This is a genomic window from Microbacterium sp. F2 (assembly GCF_052274505.1).
Lineage (GTDB): Bacteria > Actinomycetota > Actinomycetes > Actinomycetales > Microbacteriaceae > Microbacterium.
Genome location: NZ_JBNVBV010000002.1, coordinates 37,590 through 51,811, shown reverse-complemented (window position 1 = coordinate 51,811; position 14,222 = coordinate 37,590). Strand labels below are relative to the sequence as shown.

The window sequence follows — 14,222 nt, the reverse complement described above, 5'->3', positions numbered from 1 at the left end:
AGGGGCGAGACGGATGCCGGGCGCGGGCCGTGCGACGGATGCAGAAGGGCCGCCCGACTCCGAGGAGTGGGCGGCCCTTCTGTAGATCGGTGCGTCAGTTGCTGCCGCGCAGGATCGCGAGGATTCGCAGGATCTCGACGTACAGCCACACGACAGTGACCATGATGCCGAAGGCGCCGAGCCAGGCGTACTGGCGGGGGGCGCCGTTACGCACACCCTGCTGGATCGAGTCGAAGTCGAGCACCAGCGAGTACGCCGCCATGATGACCACGAAGACACCGATGATCAGTCCGAGTGGGATTCCGAAGACCTGCTGACTCAGCAGACCGAATGCGCCACCGGCGATCGGGACATTGAAGATCATCAGCATGACGTTGATGAGCGAGAAGACGAGGTAACCGATCATCGCGATCATGAAGACCTTCGTCGCCTTCTTGGAGGCGCGCACCTTGCCGCTTGCGAACAGGGCCAGGGTGACGCCGACGACAGCGACGGTCGCGAGCGTTGCCTGGATGACGATGCCGGGCCAGATGAACTCGAAGAAGGCCGAGATCGCGCCGATGAACAGGCCCTCGAAGGCCGCGTAGCCCCAGATGAGAGCCGGGCGGATCTTCTTACGTGACGTGAATATCACGACCATCGCAAGCACGAATCCGCCGAGTGCACCAATGATCCACGGCGCCATCGTCGGGCTCGGGTTCGCCGCGGTAACCGGGGCCATCGTCCACAGCCACCCAGCGACAGCCGTCACCAGCAGGATCGCGAACAGGCCGATCGTCTTGATGACGGTGTCTTCGACAGTCATCCGCCCGGTCTCGATCGCGCCGGCCGACGGCGCTGCGTAGGCACCCTCCAGCTGGGCGTTGACCGCGGCGTCCGTTGCTGCAGCCGGGGGCGCGTACTTCGTCTGCGCCCCGGAGCCGGTCTGGCCGCTCGTCGGGAAAGCGCGGCCCGCGCCCTGCTCCTGGAACGCGGGGTTGTTGAATGCGGGGTTGTTTCCAGCCGCCACGAGTTCACACTCCAAAGTTCGTGAAAAACAGCCGTCTGCTGTTGATCAAGGCTATCGGACGGGGGCACCTGAATGACCCGTGGCCGCTGTGAAGCCGCCATGAAAGGCTAGCCTGAGCGCGTGAGAAGGCCCCTCATCATCGGCCACCGCGGTGCGCCCGGCTACCGTCCCGAACACACGCGCAGCTCCTATGAGCTCGCGATCCAGATGGGGGTGGACGCCGTCGAGCCCGACCTCGTCGTCTCCCGGGACGGGGTTCTCGTCATTCGTCATGAGAACGAACTGTCAACCACGACGGATGTCGCAGACCGTCCCGAGTTCGCCGGCCGGCGCACGATCAAACGGATCGACGGGCTCGACCACTCGGGGTGGTTTGCCGAGGACTTCACCTGGGATGAGCTCGCGACCCTCCGCTGCCGGGAGCGGATTCCGGGCATCCGCCCGGGGAGTGCTGCCTTCGACGACCAGGAACCGCCGCTGCGGCTTCGGGACCTGCTCGCGCTGTTGGATGACCATCGCGCGGGTGGGCGTGAGGTCATCCCCGTCATCGAGATCAAGCACGCCGCCTACTTCGCGTCGCTCGGTCACGATATGGCGCGCCTTGTCGAGGCCGAGCTGGCAGCGAGCGGGTGGAACGAACGCCGCGTGGTCATCGAGTCGTTCGAACTGGCCATCCTTCGCCACCTGCGCGAGCGGGGCACGAGCGCTGAGCTGGTGTTCTTGATCGACGCCGACGGCATCCCTGCCGATCAACTCTCTGACCCGACCGCGCGAACCTACGCCGACTGGATGGCGCCCGACGGACTGGATGTCCTCGCCACCGAGGTCGACGGGATCAGCCCCGACAAGATGATCATCCTTGCCCCGGATGCCGAGGGCCGCGCAACCGGTCCGGCGCCGCTGGTCGACCGGGCGCATGCACGGGGGCTCGCCGTCTTCACGTGGACGTGTCGGCCCGAGAACGCGTTTCTTCTTCCCGAGTATCAGACGGGCACTCTCGCGGAGTACGGCGATTGGCGAGGCGAGTGGGCGGTGCTGCAGAGGGCCGGTCTCGACGGCGTTTTCGTCGACCACGCCGACCTTGGCGTCGAGGTCTTCGGCGTCTAGGCCGTCGGTGAGGGTGTAGACGCCACGAGCGATGCGCGGGGGCCTCGGCCCCGCTATGGCCGTGATCGCGGCGCCGCTCGCTCTGGCGCGTGCGAGGGCAATCCCGAGCTGGCCCGGCGTGCTCGCTCCAGGACTCCCGCGGGTCTGCTCGAAGCCAACGACCCCCTGTCCAATGCTTGACAGACGGCGCCGGGGAAGCGAATCTTTGTGGAAGGGGTGACCTGAGGTGGATGGACCTGTGCAGCGCGGTGAACGGGGTCTGCAACCCACAGATCCCGGCGTGCGCGCGGAATCTGCGTCTGCGGAGCGCATTCTGCTCTCGCTCCAGATCCAGCCGTGGACGCAGTTTGCGTTGCTCGCCGCCACGGTCGGGGTCATGGTCACCGCCCAGATCTACGGCGACAGTGCGCTCACCCCGGCGGCCTTCGCCGGGTTCGGCTTCATCCTCGCCGGTGCTATCGCCATCGGCATCCTGGCCCGGTTGCGGCCACGCACCCATACGGCGTGGATTGCGTTGGTTCCGCTCGCGGCGCTCGTGGGGATCCCCCTGATTCGGAACGAAGCCGTCGATGTGGTCGACGGCATCGGCTTCATGATGGTCTTCCCCCTCGTCTGGCTCGGCGCCGCGTTCTCGCTGCCGGCGGTCGTGGTCGGTATCGTGCTTGCGGGGGCCATTCCCCTGATGCCGGCGATCGGTGCGGGCCGGGTGCCCGATTCTGCGCCCGAGTGGATTTCGTTCGGTGTGTTTCTCACCTTCGCTGCCCTCATCGCGCTGTCGGCCTTTGCCACCGGTCACCAGCTTCGACGGGAAGTGGCCAGTCGGGAGGCGGCCCTGGCCGCGTCTCGGGCTGCGTCCGAGGCGCAGGAGCGCCTCTCGGCGATCCTGCGCGCCGTATCGGAGGCCACGGAAGACGCCGTCTTGGTGTTCGATCCGGACGGGCGTGTGCTGACAGCGAATGACTCTGCTCAGCGACTTGCCCATCTTGCCGGAACGGATCTCACGGGACATGCCACTCCGGGGGGCCGAAAAATCTTCTCCGCAGACCGGCGCACGCCGCTTCTCCCGTCGGCGGAAGCCATATCGGCACTCGCTCGCAGCGGCGAGGTGCGGGGCCGCATCGCCTGGCTCGGCGAGGCAGACCAGGTCGCGGTGAGCTACTCGGCACGACCGATCTTTCGTGCTGGAGAGCCGCTCGGTACGGTCTTGATCGCACACGACGTCACCGACCTCGTCGAGGCGATCGAGGTGCGCGATCGCTTTCTGGATGCCGTGAACCACGAACTGCGTACGCCGCTGACCGTGCTCATGGGCGAGACGGAACTGGCGCGGGATGAGGAGGTCACTCCCCGGGTGGCCGCCCGTCTCGAACGGGTCGACTCGGCCGCGCAGCGTCTGTTCGCGACCGTCGAACACTTGCTCTCGGCTTACCGACACTCGGTGCGGGCGCTCTCGCACACGACAAGCGTGGCCCTGGCGGTCGGGGATGTGATCGAGCGCCAGTCGGGCCTTGCCCAAGAATCCGGGGTGAGCGTGGTCTTCACCGATCACGGCGCCGAAACGACGAGTGTGGACGCCCGAAGCCTCGGGGGCATCGTCGAGGAGCTCCTGCGCAACGCGGTGCTCTGTTCCCCCCGAGGCGCAACCGTTTCCGTGGAGACACGACGTGAGGGGGACTGCCCGACGATCGAACTCACGGACTCTGGCGTCGGGATGAGCGACACGGAGCGTCGCCGCGCCTTTGATCGGTTCTATCGCACGGACTTCGCCCGCCAGCAGGCGCTACCGGGTGTCGGCCTCGGCCTGTCGATTGCCCGCAATCTGGCAGACGCGAACGGCGTTTCGATCGAACTCGAACCCGCCTCGACGGGTGGAACGTGCGCGCGGCTCACCCTGCCGCCAGCGATTGCTCCCGTGGATGCGACGGCGTGACGACCTCCGCCGGAGGGGCCGCGAGAAGCCGCCGTCCTCGCATAGGGTGGCACCATGGATGCCGCCTCTGATCCACCCGGCGCCGCTGCAACAGGCATTGTCGCGACCGGTCTGCGTCGCTCGTTCGGCAAGGTCGAGGCGGTTCGCGATGTCTCACTGCATGCGCGCGCCGGCGCGGTTACGGGGCTTGTCGGCCCCAACGGGTCGGGCAAGACGACGCTCTTTCTCATGCTCGCCTCGCTGCTCACCCCGGATGCCGGAACGATCCGCATCGGTGACGTCGATCCGATCGAAAGGCCGCACGCGGCCCGTGCCCTGCTGGGATGGATGCCGGACTCGCTCGGCACGTGGGGGGCGCTCTCTGCCCGAGAGACACTCATCGTCACCGGTCGGCTGCACGATCTTCCGAAGGATGCCGCGAGAGCCCGCGCCGACGAGCTTCTCGAACTCGTCGACCTGACCGCGCTCGCCAAAGCTCCTGCCCGCGTGCTCTCGCGTGGACAGAAGCAGCGTCTGGGACTTGCCCGCGCGCTGGTGCACGACCCGCGAGTGCTGCTGCTCGACGAGCCCGCATCAGGGCTCGACCCGGCTGCCCGCGTCGAGCTTCGACACCTGCTGCGCCGATTCGCCGCCGAGGGACGCACCGTGCTGGTGTCCAGCCACGTGCTCGCCGAACTCGAGGAGGTCATCGACGATGCGGTGTTCCTTCTCGAAGGGAGTTCCGTCGACTCGGGCGCAGCGATCGCGGCACGACGCACGCGCGACTGGCGCATCCGACTGCTGGGGCAGCAGGCGGATGCCGCAGCATCCGTTGCCGCAGCGCTTGAGTGGCCGATCGAGGCAGTTCGAGTCGACCGTTCGGACGTGCTGATCCCGCTCGCGACAGACGAGGATGCCGCCGGGGCGCTGCGCCGACTCGTCGAGCGCGGCATCCCGCTGACGGAGTTCGCCCCCGCCGTCGGTGATTTGGAACAGGCCTTCCTCGACCTGCGTGGAGGTGAGGGAGCATGAGCGGGACCCGCCTGTGGACGCTCGTCCGTCTCGACCTGACCCAGCGGGTGCGCAGCGTCGCCTGGTACGTGATGCTCGGCGTGTTCGCCGCGATTCTCGTCGTGGTGACTGCCCTGTCTTTGCTCTCGTTCTCATACGCGGGAGGTGCTGGCGCGGGCGCCGGTGTCTACTCCGTGGTCGTCTTCGTGGTGCTGCTGCTGGCCGTTCTCGTCTCGCCGACCCTGTCGGGAAACGCGATCAACGGCGACCGGGATGCCGCAAACCTTGCGCCCGTGCAGGTGACGCTCGCCACGACGGCCGAGATCGTGCTCGCGAAGTTCCTGGCGGCGTGGCTCACGGGTCTGTCATTCGCCGTGATCGCGGTGCCGTTCATGCTCGTTGCCGCCGTCAGTGGCGGAGTCGACCCGCTCGTCGTGCTGGTCTCTCTCGTGGTGCTGATCGTGGAGATCGCGATCATTGCCGCGATCGGTGTGGGTCTCAGCGGCATCGTTGCCCGTCCGCTGTTCTCCGTAGCCGTGACCTACCTGGTGGTGGCGGCCCTCGTCATCGGCACGCCGATCGCGTTCACGCTCGGTGGCGCGGCGATCCGCACCGACGTCACGCAGTCGTACCGCAGCTACATCTACGACGACGCGACCGGCATGACCTCGAACCCGCCCGAGTGCGGCCCCTGGGAGAGCGCCACGTACGAGGTGCCGAGGTTCGACACCGTGTGGTGGATTCTCTCGGCGAACCCGTTCGTCATCCTTGCTGACGCCACACCGGCACGCTTCGACACGAGCGGGTACCCCGAAGACCTCTTCGGCAACTTCTCGTACCTCGTCCGCAGTGCCCAGATCCCGCCGCAAGACACCGTGACCTGGGACGACTGCGCGCGGATGCCGCAGCCGACGCCCACGCCCGAGGAGATCTACAACCAGACGACGCCGAGCTGGTTCGTGGGCCTCGCCGTGCAGCTCGTGCTCGCGGGGGCGCTGCTGTGGTGGGGCGGGGCGCGCACCAGGACGCCGTCGCGCACGCTGCCGCCGGGCACGCGCATCGCCTGACCCGAATTCCCAGTAGCGTGAGGGAATGAGTTCGGCGGTGCGGCGAAGCATCCTCGCTGGTGCCACGGCAGTCGTTCTGCTTGCCCTCGGCGCTGGCGTTGCCGTGGTCGTGACCGACGCCCTCGGCATCCGGACCGAAGCCGCCGCGCAGATGCAGCCGCAGCCGCCGGCCGTTGCCCCCGCTGTGGATGTCGTCGCGCCGCCGCAGTTCACGAGCGTTGACGCGCCCAGCGGACCCCGCTACGAGGCTGCGCTCGACGAGCTGCTCGATGCCGTGGCCGATGCGCCGAGCACAGGTGCCGACGCGCCCCTGACGGTCAGCGCGGGCGATGACCCGGATGACGAGTCCTATCGCCTTGAGGGAGACGCGGCAGCGCTCACGATCGTGGCCGCGGGGGAGGCGGGCGCGGTTCGGGGCCTCTACGACATCGCGGCCCGCATCCGTGCCGGAGAGCCGGCGGTCGTGGACGTGGGCGTCGAGGTGAGCTCTCGTCTGCCGTTCCGGATGGTCGACCTCGGGGCTGTCGGGGTGGTTCCGGACGCCGAGGCCTGGGCCGTCGGGACCGACTACTCGCACGCATCCCGGGCCTTCGAAGACGTGATTCTGCCCGAGGCTCCCTACATCGACGAGGATGCGCTCGCCGAAGCGTACGACGAGTTCGACGCTTTCTTGCGGCATGTGCTCGCCGATGGATACACGGCCGTGGCCTTTCCGGGATTTGTCGAGTACGTGACGTTCGACGGCGTCGACGGTGTGTATGCCGAGGGCGACGATCACACGGCGCGCGCTCTTGCCCTGCGCAAGGCGTTCACGCCGTTCTGGGATCGGGCCGACGAACTGGGCATGGACGTCTTCTTGCGGACCGACATGCTCGCCCTCACGACACCGCTCGAGCAGTACCTTGTGGGACGGTTCGGATCGCTCGACACCGCCAATCCGGAGCTCTGGGACGTCTACACGACGGGTCTCGATGAGCTCTACGCCGCGGCGCCGGCGCTGGATGGCATTCTGATCCGCATCGGCGAAGCGGGCGAGGTCTACGACGTCGACGGCTGGGACGTGTCCTCGAAGCTGGCCGTGACCGAGGCGCCCCAGGTACAGGCGATGCTCGAGGCGTTCACGGGGCAGGCCGAGGCATCCGATCGTGAGGTGATCTTCCGATCGTGGAGCGTCGGGGTAGGCGCCGTCGGTGACATGCACACGAATGTGGAGTCGTACGACGAGGTGCTGGCGGGCATCGACTCGCCGGCGCTGATCGTGTCGACGAAGTACACGCTCGGCGACTTCTACAGCTGGTTGCCTCTGAATGACACGCTCGCGCAGGGTGATCAGCGCCGCATCATCGAGTTCCAGAGCAGGCGCGAGTTCGAGAACTTCGGGGCTTTTCCGAGTGATCTCGGCCCCGAGTATCAGTACGCGCTGCAGACCCTGCTCGCCGAGAACCCGAACATCGAGGGCGTCTGGATCTGGACGCAGGACGGCGGGCCGTGGCGGGCTGGCCCGATGACCCTGTACCTGAAGACCGGCTTCTGGCAGCTCTACGAGCTGAACACGCAGCTTGCGGGAGTGTTGGCGCGGGATCCGGATGCCGACGTCGCGGCGGTGACCGCGGGATGGGCGCGCGAGTGGTTCAGCGACGACCCCGCCACCGTGTCGGCGATCGCCGAGGCGATGGCGCTCTCTCGGGAGGCCATCACGCAGGGCCTGTACATCGAGCCGTTTGCCGAGCAGCGGGTCTTCGCGATCGGGCTCGAACCGCCGCCGATGATGTGGATCTTCGAGTGGGACATCCTCACCGGTGATTCTGCTGTTCTCGATGTCATCTACGAGGTCTCGCGCGACCAGATCGACGAGGCGATCGCGGGTGGTGAGCGGGCGGCCGCCGCAGTTGATGAGATGCAGGCGTTGGTTTCGGGGACGGATGCTTCCACCTGGCGCGACCCCGCGATGCGGGATGCGTTTGTCGGCACTCTCTCGTACGAGGCCGACGTGCTGCATCTGCTGTCGTCGTACCGGGCGATGATCTTGCACCAGGCACAGTGGCACGACACTCTCTCAGCGGAGGCTTACGCAGCCTGGCAGAGTGACCGCGATGCGTTCGTTGCGCTCGCCGCCGATCACACCGCGACCTACGCCGGCGACGTCGACTACCCGGCATATAACCTCACCGCCGCGCAGCTGGGCGTCGAGCGCGCGGACCGTGACCTGACGATGGCGTGGCTTGCCCGCATCCTGCTCGTGCTCGGGGTGGCGTGGGTCGTGATCGGGATGCTGTCGGCGCGGACGCGCCTGGTGCGCCGGCCCGGTGCGGCGGCTGCGCGGGCGGCGTGGCTTGCGGCCACGCGCCCGTGGCGGGCACGGGAATCGACGCTCGGGATGCTGCCGCTGGACCGCTGGTTGCTGATCATCGTGCCGGGCGGTCTGCTCGTGGCGACTCGCGCCGTGCAGACCTCGTTCCTGTCGTGGACCCACCTGGCCGTCGTGCTCGGTGCATGGCTGGTATTCCTCATCGTCGTGCGCCTCTTCGTGCGCGAGCGCTCGCCGTGGCCGGTGATCGCGGCTGTCGGTGGTGTGCTGGTGTTGCGCAGCATCCTGACCCTGCTCGCTCTCTCGTTCACGGGGCCGGGCGGATACTGGTTCGCCTTCTGGACCGATCCGCTTCGCCGCTCGATCTACATCACGATCGCGTTCGCGCTGTTCGTGTGGCTGTTCGTCGCGGCGGGGTGGGCGCTCTCGAGCCAGTTCGGCGCCCGCCGCGCGACGGGCATCGTGCTCGCCGGTGTCGGGGCCGGGCTGGCGGTTCCCGCGGCGGTGATCGGGCTCGTCGGTCTCGAGTCGGCGCTGACGCTGTGGAATGACGAGATGGGGTTGCTGCCGTGGGGTCTCGCGCGGATCCTCGGCATCACGACCTATCTCGACATCCCGCCCGATACGCCGTGGTTCGCGGCGGGCTTCGGTGCTGTCATCGCGCTGATCGGCGTGTTCCTGGCGTTGACCTGGCGGCGTGACGCTGTGACACGCTGACGACCCTCGGCACGTCAGATCGGTCGCGGAACAGCGCTGTAGTGCGATCCGGACACAGCAGGCTCGGCCGGCGCCGCCCCGGGCTGTGCAGGTGGCGAAGGCGGGGTACGCCAGGGCGGGCGTTCAGGCGGTGGGGGTGGATCCCAGGCCCAGGCCCACGGTGCTTTCGTGCGAAGTCTTCGGGGTGGTGTCTCGGTTCCGTCCGGTGATCGGTGCCCGGGCGGCGGAATGAGGATGAACGGGCCGAGTCCGTCGCGGACGATGCGCCAGCCGTTGTTGTGAAGCTGCATGTGGTGGAACCGGCACAGCAGGATGCCGCGGTCGATGTCGGTGCGACCGCCCGCTGCGACGTGGTCGATGTGATGTGATTCGCAGTACGCGGCGGGCACCGAGCATCCGATGCCGGCGCAGCCGCCGTCGCGGATCGCGAGCGCAAGCTTCTGCTTCGCACTGAAGAGGCGTTGCTCGCGTCCGAGGTCGAGGGGGTTGCCCCGGCTGTCGACCGTGACATCGACGGAGCCGTGCTGGCACAGGGCGCGGTCGATGATCGCCCCGGGAAAAGCGTCTCCGCCATCCTCTGCGTGGCCCGTGGCGATCATCCGGCCGAGCGGGTCGCGGGCGCCCGCCTGGTCTTTGACGATGACCATGCGAACTCCCGGCTGGCGAACACCGAAGACGTCGGCGGCCTCAGCCACCGCGCCGGCACGCAGAACGTCGACGAGAAGGTCGTACTCGAGCTGCTCGTTGGTGCGCGGGTCGGCGATGAGGTCCGCAGCTGCGACACGCTCGGCATCCGTGACGAAGCGCGGTCCGCCGCGCCGGGGTCGGAGTGCCGCCGCAAACATCGACCGCACGAACAGCGCCATCTCGTCGTCGAACGCGATGTGGCCGTGATGCTGGCCGTGCTGGTCGATCCACATCCGAATGGAGCGCTTCTCGTAGCGGTTCTGGAACCGGCACGCCGCCCCTGTCGGGTCGAGGATGTCGCGCATCTGCCGTGCCCGGCTTCGCAGTTCCTCGACCGATGCTCCCTCGACTGCCTCGTCGACGAGTGTTCCCGCCGCAACCGACCAAGCGAGAGCCGCCGAGGCCGGGTCGATGTCCTCGGCGTCGGGCTCCCCGAGTCCGCCGCGGATCGCGTCGTGCTGGGCTGGTGTGAGTCGGCCCTCGAGCAGTGCCACCCGCAGCGGCGCGTGCCACGGCTCTCGTGCGGAGGCGGCAGCGCTCGGGAGATTCGCGTCGAGCGACAGCGCGTTGTCATCGCCAGCAGGGTCGCCGCTCTCGGCATCCATCGGCGCCGCGGATGCCCCGCCCTCATCGAGCAAGGCCGCCCCGACGCGGAGCTGGCGCAGCGCGTCAGCACGGCTCCCGCCCGTGATCGACTGGATCAGCGCGGCAGGCGACGCGTGCCCCTGGCCCGCTGCCAAACCCGAATGCCCCTGTTCGCGTCGGGACCTGGTTGCCGCGACACCGGCGACCACCGACTGCAGGCGCTCGGCATCATTGGCGATCGCCGTGACGTGACGCAGCACCTCCAGCACCGACGCGTCCGACAGGGCCGCTGCGCCAGCGGGCAGCCCCGTGGGCTCGACATCCAGCTCGGCGAACACAGCGAGCTGATCGAGCCGCTCGCGCATTGCCGTGAGGATGTTCATGTCTTCACTACATCACCAACCTCCGACATTGGCAGGCCCGTCGCCATCACTCGAAAAGCGGCTGTGGACAGGGCTTTGTTTCAGAATCCTGGGGAGGAGACGACCGCCACATCGGATGCCACGCGCGAGGACTGAGGGTGGCACCGCCTCGTCGGGGTGGACGGCGAGCCAGCGCAGCGCCGCAGCGGGGCGAAGAACGTAGAAGAAGCGCTTCAACGAGGGCGCACTCGAGCGCTGCTGAAGCGCGACATATCGGTAGTGGCGGCCGACGCTGGCGCGTTCCGCGACGGCCAGCGCCAGCGTCAACAGCCGATCGCGAAAGTCGGGGTCGCCGGAGTAGATGATCGGGGACCGCAGCCATTCGATCGCGGTGGCATTGCCTTTCGCGATCAGTCGCACAGTTTTCGCCAGATCCCAACCGTTGACATCGAAGACCGCGTCCAGAGGCGTCTCGATGACATCCCGCTCGGGCCACAGCGAGAGGTAGCGGTCTGGGGGCCGCACGAAAATGAACCGACAGTCCTCGTCGCTGTCAGGCGAAGGGAAGCCCCACGCGCGGCTGCCGCTCTCGATCGCCCAGCGGATGCGCACGTCGTGCTCGACTGCCACAGCTGACAAGCGAGCGTCGATCTCGGCTACGACACGCGGATCGAGGCTCGGTGAAATAGCGCGCACGGCTCGAAGATACGCGCCGGTGAGCCCTGATCGACGCGACGGCGGGAGTCGAACCCGCTGCGCGACCGGGTATGAACCGGTGCCCGGAACCATCCGGTCCGCCGCGATGAGGACCCCACGCTAACCGCCACCCCTGACGTGCGGCTGCTGTGTTTCTGACCGTGACGTCACATGTCGTCATCCGTCGCTCGCGTGGCAAGGAGATGCTGGTGGGCGAGCCGACGCAGGGCAAGGATGGCGGGTTCGTACATCGCGGTGCCGAGCACGGCGTACGAGACCTGCTCGCTCTCGCTGAGCTCTGCCAGCGGGAGCAGCTCGGCCGCCGCGACCCGCAGGAGCGGGCCGGCGTAGCGGGCGGCGGTCTCGGCATCCCAGGTGAGCCCCGCCGCTTCGATGCCGCGGATCGCCGCCTCGAGTTGCCCGACAGCGGCGAAACGTTCGTCGTAGGTGAGCCCCAGTCGCTCGATCGTCTCGCGCGCGCGGTCGGTGTTCGTCTCGTCGGCGTACGGCGGCAAGGCGCTCACGGCCCTTCCGAGCGTCGCGTACGGCGTCTCGTCGGGCGCATCGATGAGGGACAGAATCTCCTTCACCCGCGCGAGCGGCAGCGCCCGAACGTCGCTGAGGGCCTGGATGACGCGCAGGCGCGCGAGGTGCTCGTCGCCGTAGTCCGCGCGGGTTGCGGAGGTCGCGGTGCCGCGGGGGAGCATTCCTTCCCGGATGTAGAACTTGATCGAGGCGACGGGGATGCCGCTGTGTTCAGACAGTTCAGAGATGCGCACGCTGCTCCTTGCTTGGATAGTGGCACTATCCTATATTGGGTAGTGAAACTATCCAATGCGCGCCGGCGGCGCGGAGAGTCGAAGCGGAGCATCCATGTCCCCGATCCTGTCGATCGTCGTCGGCGCCACCCTGCTGACGGTCATCACCATTGCCTACGGCGGCACCTTCGTGCTGCGCACGACGACCGGCGGTCATCCGTTCAACGGTCTGCAGAAGACGTTCTTTCGCGCCGGCCACGCCCACGCCGGCGTGCTCGTCATCCTCGGAATCGTCTGCGCGCTCGCGCAGGCGTCGGCGGGCGTGGCCGGCGGATGGGAGTGGGCCGCGGTCGGCGTGCTCGCCTCGGCGATCCTGGTTCCCGCAGGATTCTTCCTGGCGGTGATCGGTCGCGATCCGCAGAAGCCGGGCAAGGCCATGGCGCTGCTGTGGGCCGGGGTCGTCGTGCTCGCGATCTCACTCGCCGTCGTCGGGGCATCCGTGATCGCGGCCGGGGTCGCAGCACTCGGCTGAGCCGCGGCACATGCCCGCCCCGAACGGAGCGACGATTCGTGGCGGGCAGCTGTGGGAAGATCGTCCTGACCCGCCGAGCCCGTCACCCGTTGGTTCTCGCAGCGGCGACGTGAGAGCGGAGAGTGGCGGCATGGCAGCCGTGGACAGCACTGCCGGGGGACCCGGCGCCGTGTCGCGGCGTCTGCCTGTGCGGTATCCGCTGACGTCCTACTTCGTCGTCGCGTTTGCCTTCTCATGGGTCATCGAAGTGCCGTTGGCTCTGGCCACGCTCGGTGTGATCCCATCGATCCCCGTCGCCGTGGTCGCCATTGCGATCGTTGTCGCGACGTTCGGACCGCTGATTGCGGCATTCCTCGTCACGGCGCTGATCGAGGGTGGCCCTGGCGTCGTGGCCCTGCTGCGCCGGTTCGTCCGGTGGCGTGTGGGTGTGCGCTGGTACCTCGCTGTCCTGGTGGGGATACCGCTGGTCATCATCATCGGGACCCTGCTCGTTCCGGGCGCCGGGGAGTCGTTCGATCCGTCGGCACTGGCGGCCCTGGTGGGGTATCCGATGGCGTTCCTCATGACCGTTCTGCTCGGCGGGCCCCTGGGGGAGGAACCCGGATGGCGCGGCTTCGCGCTGCCCCGGCTGCAAGAGCGTCATGGCCCGCTGCGGGGGAGTCTCATCCTCGGTGTGCTGTGGGCAGCCTGGCACCTGCCGCTGTTCTGGAGTGGGGTGTGGACCCCGCCGACCGTCGCGAACATCGCGATGTTCACGGTCATGATCATGGCGCTGACGATCATCATGACGTGGGTCTTCAACAACGCCGCGGGAAGCCTCCTGATCATGATTCTGATGCACGCCTCGTTCAACACGTTCGCGAACAGAGTGGCTGCACCGCTGTTTCCCGCCCCGATCTTCACGGACTACGGACTGCTTCCGGTGCTCATCGGTTTCGGTATCACGGCGGTGGTGCTCATCGCCGTGACCCGGGGTCGTCTCGGTTACGCGGCGACCACAGATGCACCGGGGTCTGAGCCGGTGCGCTAGAGGGCGGACCGCCTGATATCAGCGCGAGAACGAGTCGGCGGCTCGGTCGAACTGACCGCCGCGACGCTTCTCGACGATCTCTTTGCCCAGCGGCATGAGCGACACCGGCACGAGCTTGAAGTTCGCGATCCCCAGCGGAATGCCGATGATCGTGATGCACAGCGCGAGTCCCGACAGGATGTGACCGATCGCCAGCCACCAGCCGGCGAGGATGACCCACACGACGTTGCCGAGGAACGAGAACACCCCCGAGCGCGGGTGGTCGACGACCTCGCGCCCGAACGGCCATAGCGTGTAGAAACCGATCCGGAACGAGGCGATGCCCCACGGGATCGTGACGATCAGCACGCACAGGATGACGCCGGCGAGCATGTAGCCGAGGAACAGCCAGAACCCCGACAGGACGAGCCAGATGATGTTCAGGAGCGTGCGCATGAGGTCCAT

General features: G+C 67.8%; 12 protein-coding genes and 1 tRNA gene. 7 read left to right on the top strand and 6 right to left on the bottom strand.

What is annotated here, in order from left to right; genetic code table 11:
* Positions 1 to 94 precede the first annotated feature (94 nt).
* Entirely contained in the window at positions 95 to 1,009 is a 915-nt protein-coding gene (locus ACQVDU_RS05270) for a Bax inhibitor-1/YccA family protein (RefSeq protein WP_292709904.1), read from the bottom strand.
* A 120-nt stretch (positions 1,010 to 1,129) separates the two neighbouring features.
* On the opposite strand from ACQVDU_RS05270, the gene ACQVDU_RS05265 reads away from it, so the two are divergent.
* From ACQVDU_RS05265 to ACQVDU_RS05245, 5 genes are all read left to right on the top strand, one after another.
* A complete protein-coding gene (locus ACQVDU_RS05265; protein ID WP_443476428.1) occupies positions 1,130 to 2,116 on the top strand; it encodes a glycerophosphodiester phosphodiesterase family protein in 987 nt (328 codons plus the stop codon).
* 280 nt (positions 2,117 to 2,396) lie between these two features.
* Positions 2,397 to 4,046, top strand: coding sequence for an ATP-binding protein (locus ACQVDU_RS05260; RefSeq protein ID WP_443476427.1), 1,650 nt, complete (start codon positions 2,397 to 2,399; stop codon positions 4,044 to 4,046).
* A 54-nt stretch (positions 4,047 to 4,100) separates the two neighbouring features.
* Positions 4,101 to 5,057, top strand: coding sequence for an ABC transporter ATP-binding protein (locus ACQVDU_RS05255; protein ID WP_443476426.1), 957 nt, complete (start codon positions 4,101 to 4,103; stop codon positions 5,055 to 5,057).
* Positions 5,054 to 6,103, top strand: a complete 1,050-nt coding sequence (locus ACQVDU_RS05250; protein ID WP_331790617.1) for an ABC transporter permease — start codon at positions 5,054 to 5,056, stop codon at positions 6,101 to 6,103. Before ACQVDU_RS05255 ends, ACQVDU_RS05250 begins: the two co-directional genes overlap by 4 nt.
* A gap of 25 nt (positions 6,104 to 6,128) precedes the next feature.
* Positions 6,129 to 9,128, top strand: coding sequence for a hypothetical protein (locus ACQVDU_RS05245; protein ID WP_443476425.1), 3,000 nt, complete (start codon positions 6,129 to 6,131; stop codon positions 9,126 to 9,128).
* Between the two features lie 14 nt (positions 9,129 to 9,142).
* On the opposite strand, the gene ACQVDU_RS05240 is transcribed toward ACQVDU_RS05245, so the two are convergent.
* From ACQVDU_RS05240 to ACQVDU_RS05225, 4 genes are all read right to left on the bottom strand, one after another.
* A complete protein-coding gene (locus tag ACQVDU_RS05240; protein WP_331790615.1) occupies positions 9,143 to 10,783 on the bottom strand; it encodes an HNH endonuclease in 1,641 nt (546 codons plus the stop codon).
* A gap of 12 nt (positions 10,784 to 10,795) precedes the next feature.
* The gene (locus ACQVDU_RS05235; RefSeq protein ID WP_443476424.1) at positions 10,796 to 11,458 is read right to left on the bottom strand and encodes a nucleotidyltransferase domain-containing protein; all 663 of its coding nucleotides are present in this window, start codon (positions 11,456 to 11,458) and stop codon (positions 10,796 to 10,798) included.
* Between the two features lie 33 nt (positions 11,459 to 11,491).
* Positions 11,492 to 11,564: transfer RNA gene (locus tag ACQVDU_RS05230), tRNA-Met, on the bottom strand.
* Positions 11,565 to 11,625: 61 nt separating this feature from the next.
* Entirely contained in the window at positions 11,626 to 12,237 is a 612-nt protein-coding gene (locus tag ACQVDU_RS05225; RefSeq protein WP_292709922.1) for a MerR family transcriptional regulator, read from the bottom strand.
* A gap of 94 nt (positions 12,238 to 12,331) precedes the next feature.
* On the opposite strand from ACQVDU_RS05225, the gene ACQVDU_RS05220 reads away from it, so the two are divergent.
* Together ACQVDU_RS05220 and ACQVDU_RS05215 are read left to right on the top strand one after the other, a co-directional pair.
* Positions 12,332 to 12,748, top strand: a complete 417-nt coding sequence (locus ACQVDU_RS05220; protein ID WP_443476423.1) for a hypothetical protein — start codon at positions 12,332 to 12,334, stop codon at positions 12,746 to 12,748.
* Positions 12,749 to 12,878: 130 nt separating this feature from the next.
* Entirely contained in the window at positions 12,879 to 13,778 is a 900-nt protein-coding gene (locus tag ACQVDU_RS05215) for a CPBP family intramembrane glutamic endopeptidase (RefSeq protein WP_331790613.1), read from the top strand.
* A gap of 18 nt (positions 13,779 to 13,796) precedes the next feature.
* Here ACQVDU_RS05215 and ACQVDU_RS05210 read toward each other — a convergent pair whose 3' ends face one another.
* Positions 13,797 to 14,213 carry a YccF domain-containing protein gene (locus ACQVDU_RS05210; RefSeq protein WP_292709926.1) on the bottom strand — a complete coding sequence of 139 codons (417 nt, stop codon included), beginning with the start codon at positions 14,211 to 14,213 and terminating at the stop codon, positions 13,797 to 13,799.
* Positions 14,214 to 14,222 lie beyond the last annotated feature (9 nt).

Excerpts from the sequence above, each read along its gene's own strand:
- ACQVDU_RS05255 (WP_443476426.1), top strand. The coding sequence starts at position 4,101 with ATGGATGCCGCCTCTGATCCACCCGGCGCCGCTGCAACAGGCATTGTC.
- ACQVDU_RS05250 (WP_331790617.1), top strand. The coding sequence starts at position 5,054 with ATGAGCGGGACCCGCCTGTGGACGCTCGTCCGTCTCGACCTGACCCAG.
- ACQVDU_RS05245 (WP_443476425.1), top strand. The coding sequence starts at position 6,129 with ATGAGTTCGGCGGTGCGGCGAAGCATCCTCGCTGGTGCCACGGCAGTC.
- ACQVDU_RS05240 (WP_331790615.1), bottom strand. The coding sequence starts at position 10,783 with ATGAACATCCTCACGGCAATGCGCGAGCGGCTCGATCAGCTCGCTGTG.
- ACQVDU_RS05220 (WP_443476423.1), top strand. The coding sequence starts at position 12,332 with ATGTCCCCGATCCTGTCGATCGTCGTCGGCGCCACCCTGCTGACGGTC.
- ACQVDU_RS05215 (WP_331790613.1), top strand. The coding sequence starts at position 12,879 with ATGGCAGCCGTGGACAGCACTGCCGGGGGACCCGGCGCCGTGTCGCGG.
- ACQVDU_RS05210 (WP_292709926.1), bottom strand. The coding sequence starts at position 14,213 with ATGCGCACGCTCCTGAACATCATCTGGCTCGTCCTGTCGGGGTTCTGG.